Source organism: Paenibacillus sp. FSL P2-0322 (assembly GCF_037975315.1).
In the GTDB taxonomy this organism is placed as follows: Bacteria; Bacillota; Bacilli; order Paenibacillales; family Paenibacillaceae; genus Paenibacillus; species Paenibacillus polymyxa_B.
The window spans coordinates 3,665,017-3,679,701 of sequence record NZ_CP150243.1; the positions used below are offsets into that span (position 1 = coordinate 3,665,017).

13 protein-coding genes are annotated in these 14,685 nt (G+C 44.3%); 8 read left to right on the plus strand and 5 right to left on the minus strand.

What is annotated here, in order from left to right; genetic code table 11:
• The first annotated feature begins 220 nt into the window (after positions 1-220).
• Positions 221-838 carry a VTT domain-containing protein gene (locus tag MKY24_RS16130; protein WP_023989286.1) on the plus strand — a complete coding sequence of 206 codons (618 nt, stop codon included), beginning with the start codon at positions 221-223 and terminating at the stop codon, positions 836-838.
• Between the two features lie 179 nt (positions 839-1,017).
• A complete protein-coding gene (gene msrA / locus MKY24_RS16135; RefSeq protein ID WP_028540577.1) occupies positions 1,018-1,989 on the plus strand; it encodes a peptide-methionine (S)-S-oxide reductase MsrA in 972 nt (323 codons plus the stop codon).
• A gap of 105 nt (positions 1,990-2,094) precedes the next feature.
• Here msrA and MKY24_RS16140 read toward each other — a convergent pair whose 3' ends face one another.
• A complete protein-coding gene (locus tag MKY24_RS16140) occupies positions 2,095-2,898 on the minus strand; it encodes a lipid II flippase Amj family protein (RefSeq protein ID WP_023989288.1) in 804 nt (267 codons plus the stop codon).
• A gap of 151 nt (positions 2,899-3,049) precedes the next feature.
• On the opposite strand from MKY24_RS16140, the gene MKY24_RS16145 reads away from it, so the two are divergent.
• A complete protein-coding gene (locus MKY24_RS16145) occupies positions 3,050-3,439 on the plus strand; it encodes a DUF2188 domain-containing protein (RefSeq protein WP_053325707.1) in 390 nt (129 codons plus the stop codon).
• A 66-nt stretch (positions 3,440-3,505) separates the two neighbouring features.
• On the opposite strand, the gene MKY24_RS16150 is transcribed toward MKY24_RS16145, so the two are convergent.
• Together MKY24_RS16150 and MKY24_RS16155 are read right to left on the minus strand one after the other, a co-directional pair.
• The gene (locus MKY24_RS16150; RefSeq protein WP_023989290.1) at positions 3,506-4,210 is read right to left on the minus strand and encodes a YitT family protein; all 705 of its coding nucleotides are present in this window, start codon (positions 4,208-4,210) and stop codon (positions 3,506-3,508) included.
• 463 nt (positions 4,211-4,673) lie between these two features.
• The gene (locus tag MKY24_RS16155; protein ID WP_023989291.1) at positions 4,674-5,564 is read right to left on the minus strand and encodes a DMT family transporter; all 891 of its coding nucleotides are present in this window, start codon (positions 5,562-5,564) and stop codon (positions 4,674-4,676) included.
• Positions 5,565-5,871: 307 nt separating this feature from the next.
• Here MKY24_RS16155 and MKY24_RS16160 point away from each other — a divergent pair, with 307 nt between their 5' ends.
• The 4 genes from MKY24_RS16160 to MKY24_RS16175 all read left to right on the plus strand — a co-directional run bounded on the left by MKY24_RS16160 (position 5,872) and on the right by MKY24_RS16175 (position 10,152).
• Positions 5,872-6,273, plus strand: coding sequence for a hypothetical protein (locus MKY24_RS16160; RefSeq protein WP_053325708.1), 402 nt, complete (start codon positions 5,872-5,874; stop codon positions 6,271-6,273).
• Between the two features lie 218 nt (positions 6,274-6,491).
• On the plus strand, positions 6,492-7,955 hold the full coding sequence (locus MKY24_RS16165; RefSeq protein WP_339200322.1) for a spore germination protein: 1,464 nt from the start codon (positions 6,492-6,494) through the stop codon (positions 7,953-7,955).
• Positions 7,948-8,946: a GerAB/ArcD/ProY family transporter gene (locus MKY24_RS16170; protein ID WP_339200323.1), complete on the plus strand. Its 999-nt coding sequence runs from the start codon at positions 7,948-7,950 to the stop codon at positions 8,944-8,946. Before MKY24_RS16165 ends, MKY24_RS16170 begins: the two co-directional genes overlap by 8 nt.
• A gap of 84 nt (positions 8,947-9,030) precedes the next feature.
• Positions 9,031-10,152 carry a Ger(x)C family spore germination protein gene (locus tag MKY24_RS16175; protein ID WP_339200324.1) on the plus strand — a complete coding sequence of 374 codons (1,122 nt, stop codon included), beginning with the start codon at positions 9,031-9,033 and terminating at the stop codon, positions 10,150-10,152.
• A gap of 14 nt (positions 10,153-10,166) precedes the next feature.
• Here the strand turns inward: MKY24_RS16175 and MKY24_RS16180 are convergent, their stop codons facing one another.
• Complete coding sequence (locus MKY24_RS16180; RefSeq protein ID WP_339200326.1) at positions 10,167-12,692, minus strand: transglycosylase domain-containing protein; 2,526 nt, start codon at positions 12,690-12,692, stop codon at positions 10,167-10,169.
• 216 nt (positions 12,693-12,908) lie between these two features.
• Here MKY24_RS16180 and MKY24_RS16185 point away from each other — a divergent pair, with 216 nt between their 5' ends.
• Positions 12,909-14,177, plus strand: coding sequence for a DNA polymerase IV (locus MKY24_RS16185; protein ID WP_069080002.1), 1,269 nt, complete (start codon positions 12,909-12,911; stop codon positions 14,175-14,177).
• A gap of 148 nt (positions 14,178-14,325) precedes the next feature.
• Here MKY24_RS16185 and MKY24_RS16190 read toward each other — a convergent pair whose 3' ends face one another.
• The gene (locus MKY24_RS16190) at positions 14,326-14,613 is read right to left on the minus strand and encodes a stage VI sporulation protein F (protein ID WP_013310877.1); all 288 of its coding nucleotides are present in this window, start codon (positions 14,611-14,613) and stop codon (positions 14,326-14,328) included.
• Positions 14,614-14,685: the final 72 nt, after the last annotated feature.

Consider the following 14,685-nt stretch of genomic DNA (forward strand, 5'->3'; position numbering starts at 1 on the left):
CCCGGATTCCTAAAATCCTGGCAAAGGTCTCGCTTACAACATTACGTTGCCAATAAAGCCGGGGATTAAAAATCCCGTAATGACGACTTTACTCGTTGAGCTACTCCCCTTTGGGAACTATTCTATTAGTGGCAGTATAGCACACATTATTGGGAATGTGAACCCTATTTTTTTCTGTATAAGCGATAAGCCGAACAGGGATATTGAAAGAGGTATGTAAATGAAAAAATGGCTACTCGTCGCGGCTTATGTTTCGCTGCTTTGCATCGCGTTTATCTACAGATATGATTGGCTCGCCTGGGCGGACAAGCAAACCTCCTTTCCAGTTTTGCTACTGCTCGCATTTTTATTCGCGTTAATACCGTTTGTGCCGTACAAGCTGATTATCGCTTCTATTGCTTATGCCGCAGGCCCCTGGCAAGGTGCTCTGATCTGCTGGCTGGGCACTACCTTGGCTGCGCTGGTCGTTTATAGTGCCGTACGTACCCTGTTCCGTGACAAAGGACGTGCCTATTTGGAGCGGGTTCCCGCATTGGAGCGCTTCAATCGGGTCATGGAGAGGGAGCCTTTTGCTGCTGTGCTGCTGGCTCGCCTGATTCCGGTCATCCCCCAGGCAGCGGTAAATGTATACGCTGGAGTAGCAGGGTTTCCGTTCTGGAGCTTTATCCTAGGTACAGCTATTGGCAAGCTTCCCGCAATTGCGGTGTATGCTTATGCAGGCGGCACCTTTGCAGAACATCCAATCACCGGTTTGCTCATTTTGGTGCTATATACTGCACTGGTGGGCGGCGGCTTTATACTCTACCGAAAAAGGCTTCAACGCGCCAATAGAATATAATGCGATAGTTTGCCACCGTCTCTGTAGGATGTTTCGTTGCGATTTTTGAGGACAGAGCCAGTTACACTGCTGTTTGGTTTCTGACGTTTCGTTGGATTTTGCAAAAATCTCGTATATAATTTAATTGTAAGCTATTTAAATAACAACTAATTAAACATTCTCAGATTGGAGTGACAAATATGAGCACCAACAATCCACACACAGTAGAAAAAGCAACTTTTGCAGGTGGCTGCTTCTGGTGCATGGTTTCCCCTTTTGAGGAATTACCCGGTATTTTGAAGGTTAGATCTGGATACACAGGGGGACATACCGAAAATCCTACCTATGAAGAGGTGTGTTCTGAAACAACGGGGCATGTGGAAGCCGTACAGATTACATTTGACCCACAAGTTTTCCCGTATGAAAAACTGTTGGAGCTATTCTGGCAGCAGATTGATCCGACGGATGAAGGTGGACAGTTCCACGATAGGGGTTCATCCTACCAAACGGCTATTTTCTATCATAATGAAGAGCAACGAATCAAGGCAGAAGCGTCTAAAGAAGCTTTGGCTCAAAGTGGCCGCTTCGACAAGCCCATTGCTACACCGATCCTGCCTGCGGCCACTTTTTATGAAGCAGAAGAATATCATCAGGACTATCATAAGAAGAACCCCGCTCATTACAAGCGCTACCGCAAAGGTTCGGGACGTGAAGATTTTATCGAGCAAAATTGGTCCGGCAAGATTGATAAATCCGATCTTAAAGATCGGCTGACGCCTATTCAATACGAAGTAACACAAAAAAACGCGACCGAGCGCCCTTTTCAAAATGAGTTTTGGGATCATGAGGGTGAAGGCATTTACGTGGATATCGTATCAGGAGAGCCTTTGTTCAGTTCATTGGACAAATTTGACGCAGGTTGCGGTTGGCCCAGCTTTACCCGTCCATTGCGCAGCTACAATGTCAAAGAAAAAACTGATCTCAGCCATTTTATGATCCGTACCGAGGTGCGAAGTCGTGAAGCTGACTCCCATTTAGGGCACGTATTCGATGATGGTCCTGGTCCAGATGGTTTGCGTTATTGCATAAATTCCGCCGCGCTCCGCTTTGTGCCTCAAGAAGACTTGGAACGTGAAGGATACGGAGCATATAAGTCATTATTTGAACAGTAAATAGCCATGGAATCATTGGGGCTGACCCGCGATCTATCTTTAATAGATGATCACGGGCCAGCCTTTTTTGGGATGTGGCAGCACATCATTACGTAAGCTAGCCATTTAACTCATTACCCATCCAAGCCAAATGGCTAGCGGTACTAGCAATAGCTGGGCTAATAAAGTACCTGCCAAGCGCGAGATGATCATCCAGCCGTACATGCTGTTCATCCGAGTTAAGGGTAGCTCCCCTCGTAGCGTTTTCTCCGACAGAACCGCCAATCTTGGATCAATTAACAAGGTTAATAATACCGTTGCGACGCCATTGATTAGACCTGACGACATTGACATTGCTGTACCTTGAGCAGGCCACAGGAATGATGCATATAAAGCAGATACTACTCCTGTTGTATAAATCGCAGTGACAGCTATATTCAGAATAATTAGACGCTTGGGTATCGCTCCACTAATCAGTGAAGTAAGCATTGACCAGGTGGGGCGCTTTATGTAGTAGCCTGCATGTTTCCAGCGACTTCGCAGCATTAAATGACGCACCAAAGCCGGAATAGATCCGGTATGCTCCAAATGCACAATCCATCTGGCTGACATGCGTACCACTGTTGGATACAGTAATATAGCAAGCATAGTTCCAACGGTTGCTGCCAGCAGTACCCCATGCATATATAGTTCCAGTCTAATATCCGTTCTGCCCACTTGTGTTGCAGCTTTAGCCTGATCGACCATCCCTCCAAGTAAAGGCCCCTGCGCCATGTTAGAGGTGCGTGAAACCAACAGCAGCATCCCCGCAACGGTTAACGCCAATCCAATCCGACGCGCTCGCAAACCACCAAGCCGAAGAGCATAGGACAAGCTATCTGTAGTATGAATGATGATAGTCAGCAAAAAAACAAAACCCCAGGCAAGCAAATACTTCACTCCTTTTTCTGGTATTCTGCACACCATTATACGCTTTTTCTCAAGATACATTTTACAATATATTCATTTTTTTGATTTCCGTTTGTTTAAGCCGACAACGGGTAATACATAATACATCATCTGTTATAAGGAGTGTGCAACTATGCCTTGGAACAAACATGATTACCCTCCATCCATGAAAAACCTGGGGCCTCGTGTGCGAGAAAAAGCCGTCGATATTGCTAACGCCCTACTCCGTGACGGCTATGAAGAAGGGCGCTCGATTGCGATTGCCACTTCCCAAGCCGAGGAATGGAACGAAAATATGCACAACCATCATTCCGCTTCTTCCGATGCAAAGGAACCCATTCATGTGGTGCCGCACGAGGATCGCTGGGCAATCAAAGAAGAGGGACACAACCAGCCCATTTCAACCTTTAAACACAAAAATGAGGCGATTGACGAAGCTCAAAGTTTTGTAGAACACCAACAGATTTCTGCAATTATTCATGACCGGAATGGACGCATTCATTCAACTTTAAAGCCTTCCTGATAGAAGCTGAATACAGCGAAAGGGTGTTACGTAAGAAGATTTCTCTCCTGACGTAACACCCTTTCCTTATTGACGAAGGCTGTGGACGACCGGCACTGTTTTGGCAACCACCTTTTTAGCGGGAATAGCCGCTGGCAGTACCTTTTTCACAGGTCGGTGCAGTTGGAACGTGGTCGTCCATGTAATTATTTTTCCGGCAAGCCACACAGCCAGTATTGTAAACATTGTTTCCTTCATAGGCAGATACAACAATGATAATCCCAGTACGATGATGTCACTGACAATAAACACGTTGCCGATTTTCCACCCGCGCCACTCACTGATCAGCAGAGATAAGATATCATCGCCCCCGGTTGCTCCACCGAATCGCAGTACGATTCCGGCTCCCAAACCTGTAAGCACCCCACAAAGTAGAGCAGCTATCAGCAGATTTCCATGTAGATCTATAACCAGAGTCGAATACTTCTCAAATCCTGCATAAAACAGTGAAAAAGCGATGGCTCCGATTAACGCAAGCAGCATAAATCTTCTGCCCTTCAGTACCCATGCCAGCAATATGACGGGAATATCAAGCAGCAACATACTCCATGCTGGAGATATGCCAAACGCGTAATGTCCCAGCAGGGCCAAGCCTGCAAATCCGCCTTCTGACAAATGATTTTGAGCATTAATGTGATAATACGTAAAAGCTAAAATGCATGTTCCGAGCAACATGACAGCAATCTGTCTCAGTGCTCCATTGTTCACGATAGATTCGTAAGTTTTCCTCATACAGGCTCCCTCGGTTTCTCGTAAGTTTAGATGTGGATGAACCCACTCTTACGGAAGCTACCGGGTAAGATGTGCCTGGAGGACTTGGTCCTTCGCATGTACAATCCCCTCTTCCGCAGAGTTGGCTTTCGCAACTTGACGTTACTCCGCGGAAAAGCTAAGTATAAGACAGATCAAATCGTTTCCAAATCGTCCTTTGGGGAAGTATCCTTCGGGGACACATGGTATCCTGATCCTTTCTTTTGTGGAATAAAACTCCGACATTTCTGTGGTACATATAATTCTATAATTTATTATACCACACCTTGTCACCTGCTAAACAGCTTGCTTTTTTGCTGCACCATATTTTATTTTATGTGTGAGCATGCTTTATTGTATGTGCGAATTAACGCATTATACCGTAGGTTTGGCGAATGCACATTTAATATAATAACCAAAGCGTATTTTATTTCTGTTTAGATTATTATCCACTTAATTTGGCGGTTCTACGCTGGTTGGCCATAAACACGCCTCCAAGTATAAGGACCAGCCCGGTCAGAACGTTCCAGCCGATATGTTCATTCAAGAGCAAAAAGCCCCATACGATGGCACTTACTGGTACAAAATACGTCACCGAAGAAGCAAATTCCGCACTCCCCCGCAAAATCATGTAGTTGAACAAAATATATGCTACTCCTGATCCCAAAACTCCCAGTCCTATAAGAGAACCCAATACACCTGGGTCAGAAACAATCGACAAATCAGGTCTCTCCACAATTGCCATCATAATGCCACCCCCTACCGCAGCACCAAACAGTGTCGAAAAAGTAGCCTGATACATGGAAAGATTGGAGAGAAAACGTTTGGAGAGCTGTGTTCCAAATCCGTAGCAGAGAGTCGCAAGCAGCATACATCCAAAACCCACAGGATCAACAGAAATAATAGATGCAGGATTAATACCCAATAAAATAATGATTCCTACAAAAGCGAGACCCATTCCTAACCACTGCATTCGATGAAAAATAGCCCCGAAAAAAACAAGCCCCACCAACATGGTCCATATTGGCGTGGTGGCATTCAATACAGAAGCCATGCTGCTAGCTATTCTGGTCTCGCTAAAACCGATCAATGTCCATGGCAAAACCATGTTGACCAAAGCTACCAGAATAACCGATTTCCACGGAATGCTTTTGATTTTAAACGGCCTGCGCATAAGTAGCATTAATAAGACGATAAAAATAAATCCAAAGCTGGATCTGAGAAATACAATCGTCCATGGCCCTACTTGATGTAGCAACAACACCTTGATAAACATAAACGAACCGCCCCAAATGAGGCTCAACAATAATAAAGCTGCATATAACGAACGTGACAATATGTATACCTTCTTTCTCCACTTTCTTAATTTAAATAGTAAAGGCTGACCGCAGCCAGAACGATCTCCCCTTTTATGTAAGTTTTTATCCATTAGCTTAACATAAACTCTGTTTAACTGTCATTGGCGATAAACGCATGAATTCTTTACAGAATGGCACATAGGGTATCGCTCCCTACCACTTTTCCAATAATTGATGATTGCTTTAGCTATGGAAAAATTCCTATGATGAGGGAGGTATAAACAGAACATATGTTCTGTATACTAATTATATATTGTATTCTTACTCGGAGTAAAGGAGATTTTTATGCCAAGCGAAAAGACACTGAAACACAAGAATAAAGCTCCCTTGCCTTCTGAAGAAGACGCAGGGCTGGTCAAGAACTGTGTACTTCTAACTCTTGTGCTGGATGTGCTGGAACGAGACATTCGTATTATAAATACCTCTCCTCTAAAAATGCCCGATTTGTATGTTCGTAGCCTGACTGGAGTACAACAGCGCGTAGCTGTTCAATTAGCAGAGACAAAGGCGCGAATGAAAACACTAGGAGTTAAAATATACAGCGAAATCCGAAATCATGAAGGCGTAGAGGTTTTGTATGTATGCCGCGGCTATCAAAGGCGATTTTTCATGCTTTCATCCTTTGCTCGCAGCGAGGTCCGACGGAAACTGGGACATTATCTGGGAATTGACCCCACCCAAGATTAAGCCCCCTTGTAATCTCGTCTCTAGTTCTTGCACGATTAATTTTCAATCCCTGCAAAACAACCCACCCACCTCCCATTTATCAACCTAAATTCTAGTATAAAACTATTGCGTTACGTGAAGTGAAGGTGATTCGAGAATGGATAAGTCACCAGATCATGGATAAACTCAATCCATTTGACACACATTATGCCTATCTCATCCAAAAAGGAGGTGCTCTCTTGGCTGGACATGACGCAGCTTCCGTTGAATTAAGTAGGAATGTTTCCTTTATTGAGCAAGCACTTTTTTACACGGATGATTTAAAAAAGCAGGCGATTTCCGTTGACGACAAAGACGGTATGCTGCTCTATATTGATTCGCTCGTAGATCAGGAGATGATTCAAACTCATATCCTGAGTGCCTTATATGAGAAAACCGATGCAGTCTCTCATCAAATGTTCACCACCTTAAGCAGTCAAAAAGACACCGACCTTCAAAATGCTGCTGATTCGCTTATTCAGGGATATTGCATTTTTATGATAAATGGAGCGGAAGGATTTTTTATCCTTTCTTCCGAAAAAACGTATGCTCGCAGTACGGACGAACCAGAAAACGAAGGGATTATTCGCGGACCGCACAATGGATTCATTGAGCAGTTATCCATCAATCTGAATCTGATTCGCAAACAAATTGTCACACCGTCACTGGTTGTACGCTACTTTTATGTGGGATCTAAAACCCGGACTAAAATCGCTATTGTCTATGTTCAAGACTTGGCTAATCCTGAGCTAGTGGAAGCAGTGAAAACGAGAATTAAAGCGATCTCCTCCGATATGGTGCTCCCCCCCGGTTTTATTCAAGAGTTTATTGAGGACAACCCTTTTTCCCTCTTCCCTCAACAGCTCAGCACGGAACGACCGGATCGTGTGACCGCCAATCTAATGGAGGGACGCATAGCGATTTTGGCTGAAGGTAGCCCAACTGCTCTAATAGCTCCCGTCTCTTTTTTTGCATTTTACCAAAGCCCAGATGATTATCACGGCCGTTGGATTATTAGTTCATTTCTAAGAACGATTCGAATGATGAGCTTTTTGATCGCTTTTACGCTACCTGCCATTTACATTGCGACGATTGCTTTTCATCCAGCTATTTTGCCATTAGAGCTGGCGCATACCATCAAAAAATCACTGGAAAATGTTCCATTCCCAGCGATTGTGGAGGCTATGCTGCTTGAATTGATCTTTGAGGTGCTACGAGAAGCCGGGGTTCGTCTACCCAGTCGGGTTGGTCAAACTATTGGAATCGTTGGCGGTCTCGTCATCGGAGATGCTATCGTTCGGGCTGGTCTCGTGTCGTATACGATGATCATCGTCGTCTCGTTAACAGCCATTTCTTCTTTTTTAGTGCCTTCTCATGAAATGAGCTCAGCGGTTCGTATCCTTCGTTTTCCGATGATGATTGCTGCAGCCTTGTTTGGATACATTGGCATTGCTTTCGGTTTACTTTTTCTTACCATCCACCTTTGCAAGCTGGAGACCTTTGGTACGCCCTACTTTGCTCCTCTTGCACCATTCCGGCTCGGTGATATGAAAGATGTTTTTATCCGCTTTCCGATTTGGACATTCCATCAGCGACCATATGATTCCCAAGCCCAAAAATTGAAGCAGCAGAACGACTCTAGGAGCTGGAAAAGACGTGAATAAAGAAAGTACCATTGCATCGGGTCAACTGTTTTTTCTCATCATTAAGTTTGAGATTGGCGTAGATATTTTGTCACTTCCCTATCAGATGCACCTTTCAGCTAAAGGAGGGGGTTGGATATCTGTCATTATTGGTGGCCTTTTGATTCAACTCATTATTTTGATGTGCTGGCTCCTGCTAAGACGTTTTCCCTCCTCTTCGATTTATCAAATATTAACCCAGATTACTGGTTGCTGGATTGGAAAAGCATTGACTGTGGCTTACATTGCTTACTATCTGCTCATGGGTACCTCGGTTCTTGTGAACGCTTATGACGTCATTAATCGCTGGATGCTGCAATATACTCCCCGTTGGGCTATACTTGCCCTGTTTTTGTTCAGTAGCATATATCTGGTTCGCGAAAATTTAAGAACGATTGCCCGAGTACTTGTTTTAATTTCATTTCTGATTTTTCCCATGATGCTGTTAATTAGCTATGGTATAAAGCAGTCCAACCCGCTTTATCTGCTACCTCTGACTGAGGCGGGATGGCCCCGTATTATTGTCGGTTCAAAAGAAACGCTCCTAGCGATGTTTGGTTTTGAGTTCATTCTTGTCGTCTTTCCCATGGTTGAGGGCAAAAGTACAAGCAAGCTCAAGTCAATTCTGGCAGCTAACGCGATCGTGGTACTATTGTATTGTTTTACCGTATTTACCTGTACAACCGTATTCAGTCCCCAACAGCTTGAATTAATGCCGGAGCCAGTCATTTATTTGCTCAGATCCATTCCAATGGGGACGATGGATCGGGTCGATTTTATTTTTCTGCCGATTTGGCTCATTTCGATCTTTGGCGCTATAAGTGGATATTATTGCGTCTTACGGAATAAGCTATCTATTCAAGCAAAAAAGTCACAAAAAGGCGGTTCCCTTTGTTGTGCTCGCCTCATGTTGTATTGCCTATTTGCCTCAACGAAGAGAAGATTTCGAGCTTATTGGTTCCATAGCCAATAATTCTGCTTATATTTTCCTAATTGTGTTCCCTTTTCTGCTGCTGATCCTATCCTATCTCTTCAAAAAAAAGGAGGGACCTGAAACATGAAAAAAAAGAGCAGAGCGCTTGGAATGCTAACTCTACTCATTTTTATAACAGGCTGCTGGGATCAGGACAATTTGAAGGATGCCCGATTGGCAAATGCATCGGCTTATGATCTCACTCCTGAAGGCATGTTGTTGCAAACGCTAGAGGTTGTAGACGATTCTCAAAGCAATCAAGGTAAAAGCACCAATGAAATTCACTCAGGCACCGGCCATTCCGTTCGGCAAAGTACAGACAAAATCCGAGCCAAAGTAACCGGGGATATCCGCTTTTTCAAATACGGAGTTATTCTGTATGGTACAAGCTTGGCCCGAAAAGATTTATATCCCTATCTGGATGTGCTGTATCGTGAGCCTGACCATCCGACTTCCCATGTCAAGGTAGCTATTGTAGATGGATTAGCTGGGGAAATAATAGATCAAAAAAGCATAGGTAGCCTCTTGATTGGCGAATTTATAACCAAAAAAATCAGAAGCCTTGAGGAAATGTGTATGTTCCCGGAAATGACACTGGAGACACTGCTCCCCCCAATGCTTGATCCGGGTCAAGATTTTGTACTTCCCTATCTTTCCAAAGAAGGAGAAGATATTACAGCACGTGGAATTGCCCTATTTCACGGACAAAAATTCACAGGAAGCCTAAGTAGTGAGCAAGGTGTTTTATATGTCTTAATGACTGGAAAGTGGAAAAACACAGCTCGCTTTGTAAAAAGGATACATCCAGGACCTGTCGGTGATGTGCAAAACTTTATTACGTATCAGGCTAAAATCCAGAATGTCAAACGTAGCCTTAAAGTGAACGTTCAGTGCGATGGACAAATTGATGTGGAGCTTAACCTAAAATTGCCTGTCGATATTGTTGAATATGCACGAAACCATCTTCAAGATAAAGCTAACGTACAGCGTCTGAACCGTCAACTTTCCGAAATCATGACCCAGGATGCGAAACAAATTATCCGTACACTTCAGGAAAATGGATGTGATGCCTTTGGCGTAGGCAGACAGTTGATCGCTCATTATCCAGCAGTATGGAAAAGTGTAGATTGGAATAAAGAATACCCCAATGTCCGTTTTCATCCGCAGGTCACTGTAGACATTGTCAGGAACGGCATTTTAAACTAGGCCGTTCCCGTCGTTTAGTTTTTGGGTTGATCAGATATTATTTCAGGATAAATAACTTCATCAGATTTGGTTTTTGGAGTCTCACTCTGGCTTTGTGATTCAGAAGGAGTCACCTGCTCGTTCTCAACAGAAGGTTGCGGAGTATCTGTAGATGGCAAATCTTTATTCTCATCAGGCATATCTATCTCTGTGTCTGCGTCAGGAACAGTAGGATCCGTTTCCTCTGGTGGAATTTTCTCTTTATCTATTGCAGGTACCTCAACCTCTGGGACTTCTTTTTCCTTGATATCTGGTTTAGACGGGACCACTGGTCTAGCAGAACGCGGAAGCTGTTCTCTTCCAACTTCGGTAGGCACATACTTTTGATTAAACCAGTCAGTCACGAGTTGACCCGATTGACGGGAATAACGCCCTGGTAGCTTACCTGTAAGGCTAGAAACCGTAACTCTTACAACACCTTCCGGCCGTATAAAGTGCTTTTTCTTAAAAAGCTCAGGCTGGTCCTTGACCGCCTCATTCATGATCAGTGCCCACACTGACTGTGCTCTGGAATGGCCTTCTTGAGATAATGTATTAACCTGTTGGCGGTAACCAGCCCAGACGCCTAGTGTAACGTCAGGTGTGTACCCCATAAACCACACATCACCAAAGTTTTGTGTCGTACCGGTTTTACCGGCGATATCAATGGCACCGTAGCTTTTAAAAGCATTTTGCAGGCGTTTGCCGGTTCCCCTCGGATCTGATATAACCGTTTTGAGCATATCCGTCATCAAAAATGCGGTTTGCTGCGAATATACACGCTTCGTCTGCGGTTTAAATTCATATACGATCTTCCCGTTGGCATCCGTAATTTTGCTGATCAGATGAGGTGCATTATATACACCCATATTGGGAATCGTTCCATATGCTGCGGTCAGTTCCTCGACGGATACCCCTTTGCTTAGTCCACCCAAAACCCCTGTCTGAGCATGTTCATCCTGCGGCTGAATCGTCGTAATTCCAAGAGAACGCACAAAATTCCAAGCATTTGGAATTTTAACTTCATATAGGAACAGCCTCAGCGCAGGGATGTTGATTGACCGATTGAGTGCTTCACGGGCTGTCATAAGCCCCTCGTACCGTCTGTTATAATTTTTAGGAATATGATAACCTTTACGCCCGTCTTTCAATATGATTTGTGAATCATCAATAAGACCGGCTGGCTGAGTGTAGCCCTTTTCCAAAGCAGGTAAATAAGCAGCAATAGGCTTCATGGCAGAACCGGGCTGACGTGTCATTTGAGTTGCATAGTTCATTTGCTCGGTATTAAAATCCCTGCCCTCGATCATACCGAGTATAGCCCCTGTTTTATGATCAATCATGATTGCTGCAATCTGCTCTAATCCCTTCTTCTTACTGTATGGAGAAAAATTTTGTGGATTGGCTGCAATCTGCCGCATATTGTTATAAATTTTCTTATTTATCGTTGTATAAATTCGATAGCCGGACCGTTGCAACTCTTCTCGCGTATTTTGAAGAAGCTCGGCATGCTCAGGCTTGGAAATCTCGGCTGCCGTGATATCGGGATTTTGCTGGAGCGCTAACAATTGGGCGGCTTCCCGCTCTGTCTCCAGCATCAAATAAGGGAATGTGTTATAACTTTTTTCGCGATGTGGCGCAAGAGTGGCTTTCACATCAAATTGAAGCGCCTCGTTATATTCGGATAGCGTAAGTTTACCTGTTGCCAGCATTCTTCCCAACACGACACGTTGGCGCTCCATCGCTTTATTGAAGCCTTCTTCATCGAAGTTCCCTTTACCATCAAAAGCGGAATAAACAGATGGCAGTTGCGGGAGACCTGCCAAATAAGCCGCCTGAGCAATATGAAGCTTATGTAGATCACTTACATTGAAAATCCCTAACGAAGCAGACTTGATTCCATATAAATTGTAACCAGCGGAACCATTACCAAAAGGCATTTTGTTTAAGTAAGCCGTTAATATTTTATCCTTGCCCATAAACCGCTCCATACGCAGTGCCAGCAGCATTTCCTTCACCTTGCGACTGTCCGTCTTATCCAGACTGAGAAAAACCCTTCGGGCTACCTGCTGCGTCAGTGTGCTGCCGCCTGTTTGGCGGTTTTCATTCAAAAGCTTCTGCTTAACGGCACGAGCAGTTCCCTTTAAATCCACACCACGATGCTCATAAAATTGGCTGTCTTCCGTTGAAATGAGGGCGTCCACAATAGACTGAGGAACATCCTTCAGATCAACGAGCTGTCGATCCTCCTCCATGCGCATTCTTCCAACCGGAGTTACCTGATCATTAAAAAATACAAAGCTGGTCAGAGCGTTCTCATTTACCTTTTCATATATCAACTGACGTGATCGTACAGGTTCATCATGAACCAGTGCCGCCACATAACCGGATATAAGACCTCCAGCAAACAGCACTCCAAGTACACCCGCAAACGAGAACCACTTGATATTAATCAGCAAAACTCTGCCAAAAATACGCCACCTACTGCGTTTTTGAGATGATGGTCGACGTTTTGGGTTCATAAAAATGGTTTTCTCCCCTCAATATTCATTCATTTCCACTTGTTTTTGCTCAAGATATTATGATACGCCATGTTAGGTTTTCCGTAAACTGTAACGTTCCAAAAAATACATTTGTATTAGGAACACTTGTTCTGTATATAATACTACTATAAGAGTATACATTCAAGAATATTTTGGAAGGATGACCCACACATATCAGGAGAGGAGGTCGGATTTTTGAAGGAAAGCAGAAATAGAACCATATTCTTATCGGACTGCCAAAGTTTTTATACCAGCATCGAAAAAGCAGATGATCCCAAATACCAACATAAGCCACTCGTTGTGGCCGGTGACCCTGCACTTCGTTCAGGCATTATTTTAGCTGCGTGTCCGCTGGCCAAAAAATACGGTATATCTACAGCAGAACGCCTGGGAGAAGCGGTGAAAAAATGTCCTGACCTTATCATTGTACGCCCACGTATGCAGCATTATATCGATGTCTCATTAAAAATAACAGAAATCTATAATGAATATACGGATTTGGTTGAGGTTTTCAGCATTGATGAACAGTTTCTGGATATGAGCGGAAGCCTCTCCCTGTTCGGGGATCCGGTGAGTATTGCAAGTGAAATTCAGCAAAAGGTACTGGCACAAACAGGAGTATGGATTCGAATTGGCATCAGCTCCAACAAAATGCTGGCTAAAACCGCAACAGATATATGGGCTAAAAAAAATGACAGTGGCATTTTCTTGTTGCCTACATCCGATATTGCAGCGTTGCTGTGGCCTCAGCCAGTACGTCTTATGTTCGGCATCGGTTCGCGCATGGAACGGCATTTGGAGAAGCTTGGACTACACACCATTGGAGATATTGCACGTACTCCCTTACCCCGGCTACAGGACAGATTCCGGTCTCATTTCGGCAAGCAGTCCGATATTCAGGCAGAGGTGATATGGCGAACTGCTAACGGGATCGATCACAGCCCGGTCAAGCCGGAAACATTTAATACACCTCCCAAATCCATCGGTCATATGATGACTCTTCCCCGCGACTATCTCCAGCCTGCGGAAGTGGAAACCATCCTGCTTGAACTAACAGAGGAGGTGTGTCGGGACGCCCGCCGCAAAGGATATATGGGCTCGGTTGTGACTGTTCATTGTATATGCAGTCCCTACGAGGCACCAACCGGATTCTCCCGACAAATGAAGATACCCGATCCTACAAACCATACCCAAAAGGTATATGAAACCGTTAAAAAAATCTTTTATACTTTTTGGAATCATATGCCCGTGAAGCGCGCAGGGGTTACTTTAAGCGGATTGGTGGATGATCAACTGTATCAGCTGGATTTTTTTGAGGATCTGGAGCGATCCCGTGCTTTGGAAAAGGTGACGGACACTTTAAAGGATCGGTACGGTCAGTCCATCATCATGCGCGCATCGTCGTTAACAGATGCCGGGCAGGCCATGGAACGGTCTATCAAAATTGGAGGTCATTACAAATAAAAGTCTCATGATAAGCACACACTAGCTATTGCCCGGGGAATGAACTAATACAAACCAAAAAGGATTGCCTGATATCAGGCAATCCTTTTTCATCTCTGCTTCACAAAAAAACATGGAGAGCGCTTTGAAGCACCTCTTCAAATAGCAATCAACGGAACATTCCCCACAGCTTGATTAGATGGAATGTATTGGACGGATCAATTTTTTGTGCCAATACGAAGGCGGTCAATTGCTCCTCCTGTGCAGCCGTCAAACGCTCGTTTAAAATAGCAGAAGTGGACTTCACAAGATGACGCACCTTAGCTTTATTTTGCAGGTCCGCTTTAGTCACACCTTCAATCTGCTGCTTAACCCGCTCCTTGAGCGCACGATTCTTCATTTTCAACTTAATCCGCTCCACCAGTTGCGGACTAATTCCATATTGCTGATAGCTCAATGTTGCCACACCTCCCATATCATTCGGTCATTCCCAAATATATGACGGCCAGCCTGTCCATTGTGCCTATCT

Excerpts from the sequence above, each read along its gene's own strand:
- MKY24_RS16175 (WP_339200324.1), top strand. The coding sequence starts at position 9,031 with ATGAAAAAAAAGAGCAGAGCGCTTGGAATGCTAACTCTACTCATTTTT.
- MKY24_RS16130 (WP_023989286.1), top strand. The coding sequence starts at position 221 with ATGAAAAAATGGCTACTCGTCGCGGCTTATGTTTCGCTGCTTTGCATC.
- MKY24_RS16160 (WP_053325708.1), top strand. The coding sequence starts at position 5,872 with ATGCCAAGCGAAAAGACACTGAAACACAAGAATAAAGCTCCCTTGCCT.
- MKY24_RS16145 (WP_053325707.1), top strand. The coding sequence starts at position 3,050 with ATGCCTTGGAACAAACATGATTACCCTCCATCCATGAAAAACCTGGGG.
- msrA (WP_028540577.1), top strand. The coding sequence starts at position 1,018 with ATGAGCACCAACAATCCACACACAGTAGAAAAAGCAACTTTTGCAGGT.
- MKY24_RS16180 (WP_339200326.1), bottom strand. The coding sequence starts at position 12,692 with ATGAACCCAAAACGTCGACCATCATCTCAAAAACGCAGTAGGTGGCGT.
- MKY24_RS16150 (WP_023989290.1), bottom strand. The coding sequence starts at position 4,210 with ATGAGGAAAACTTACGAATCTATCGTGAACAATGGAGCACTGAGACAG.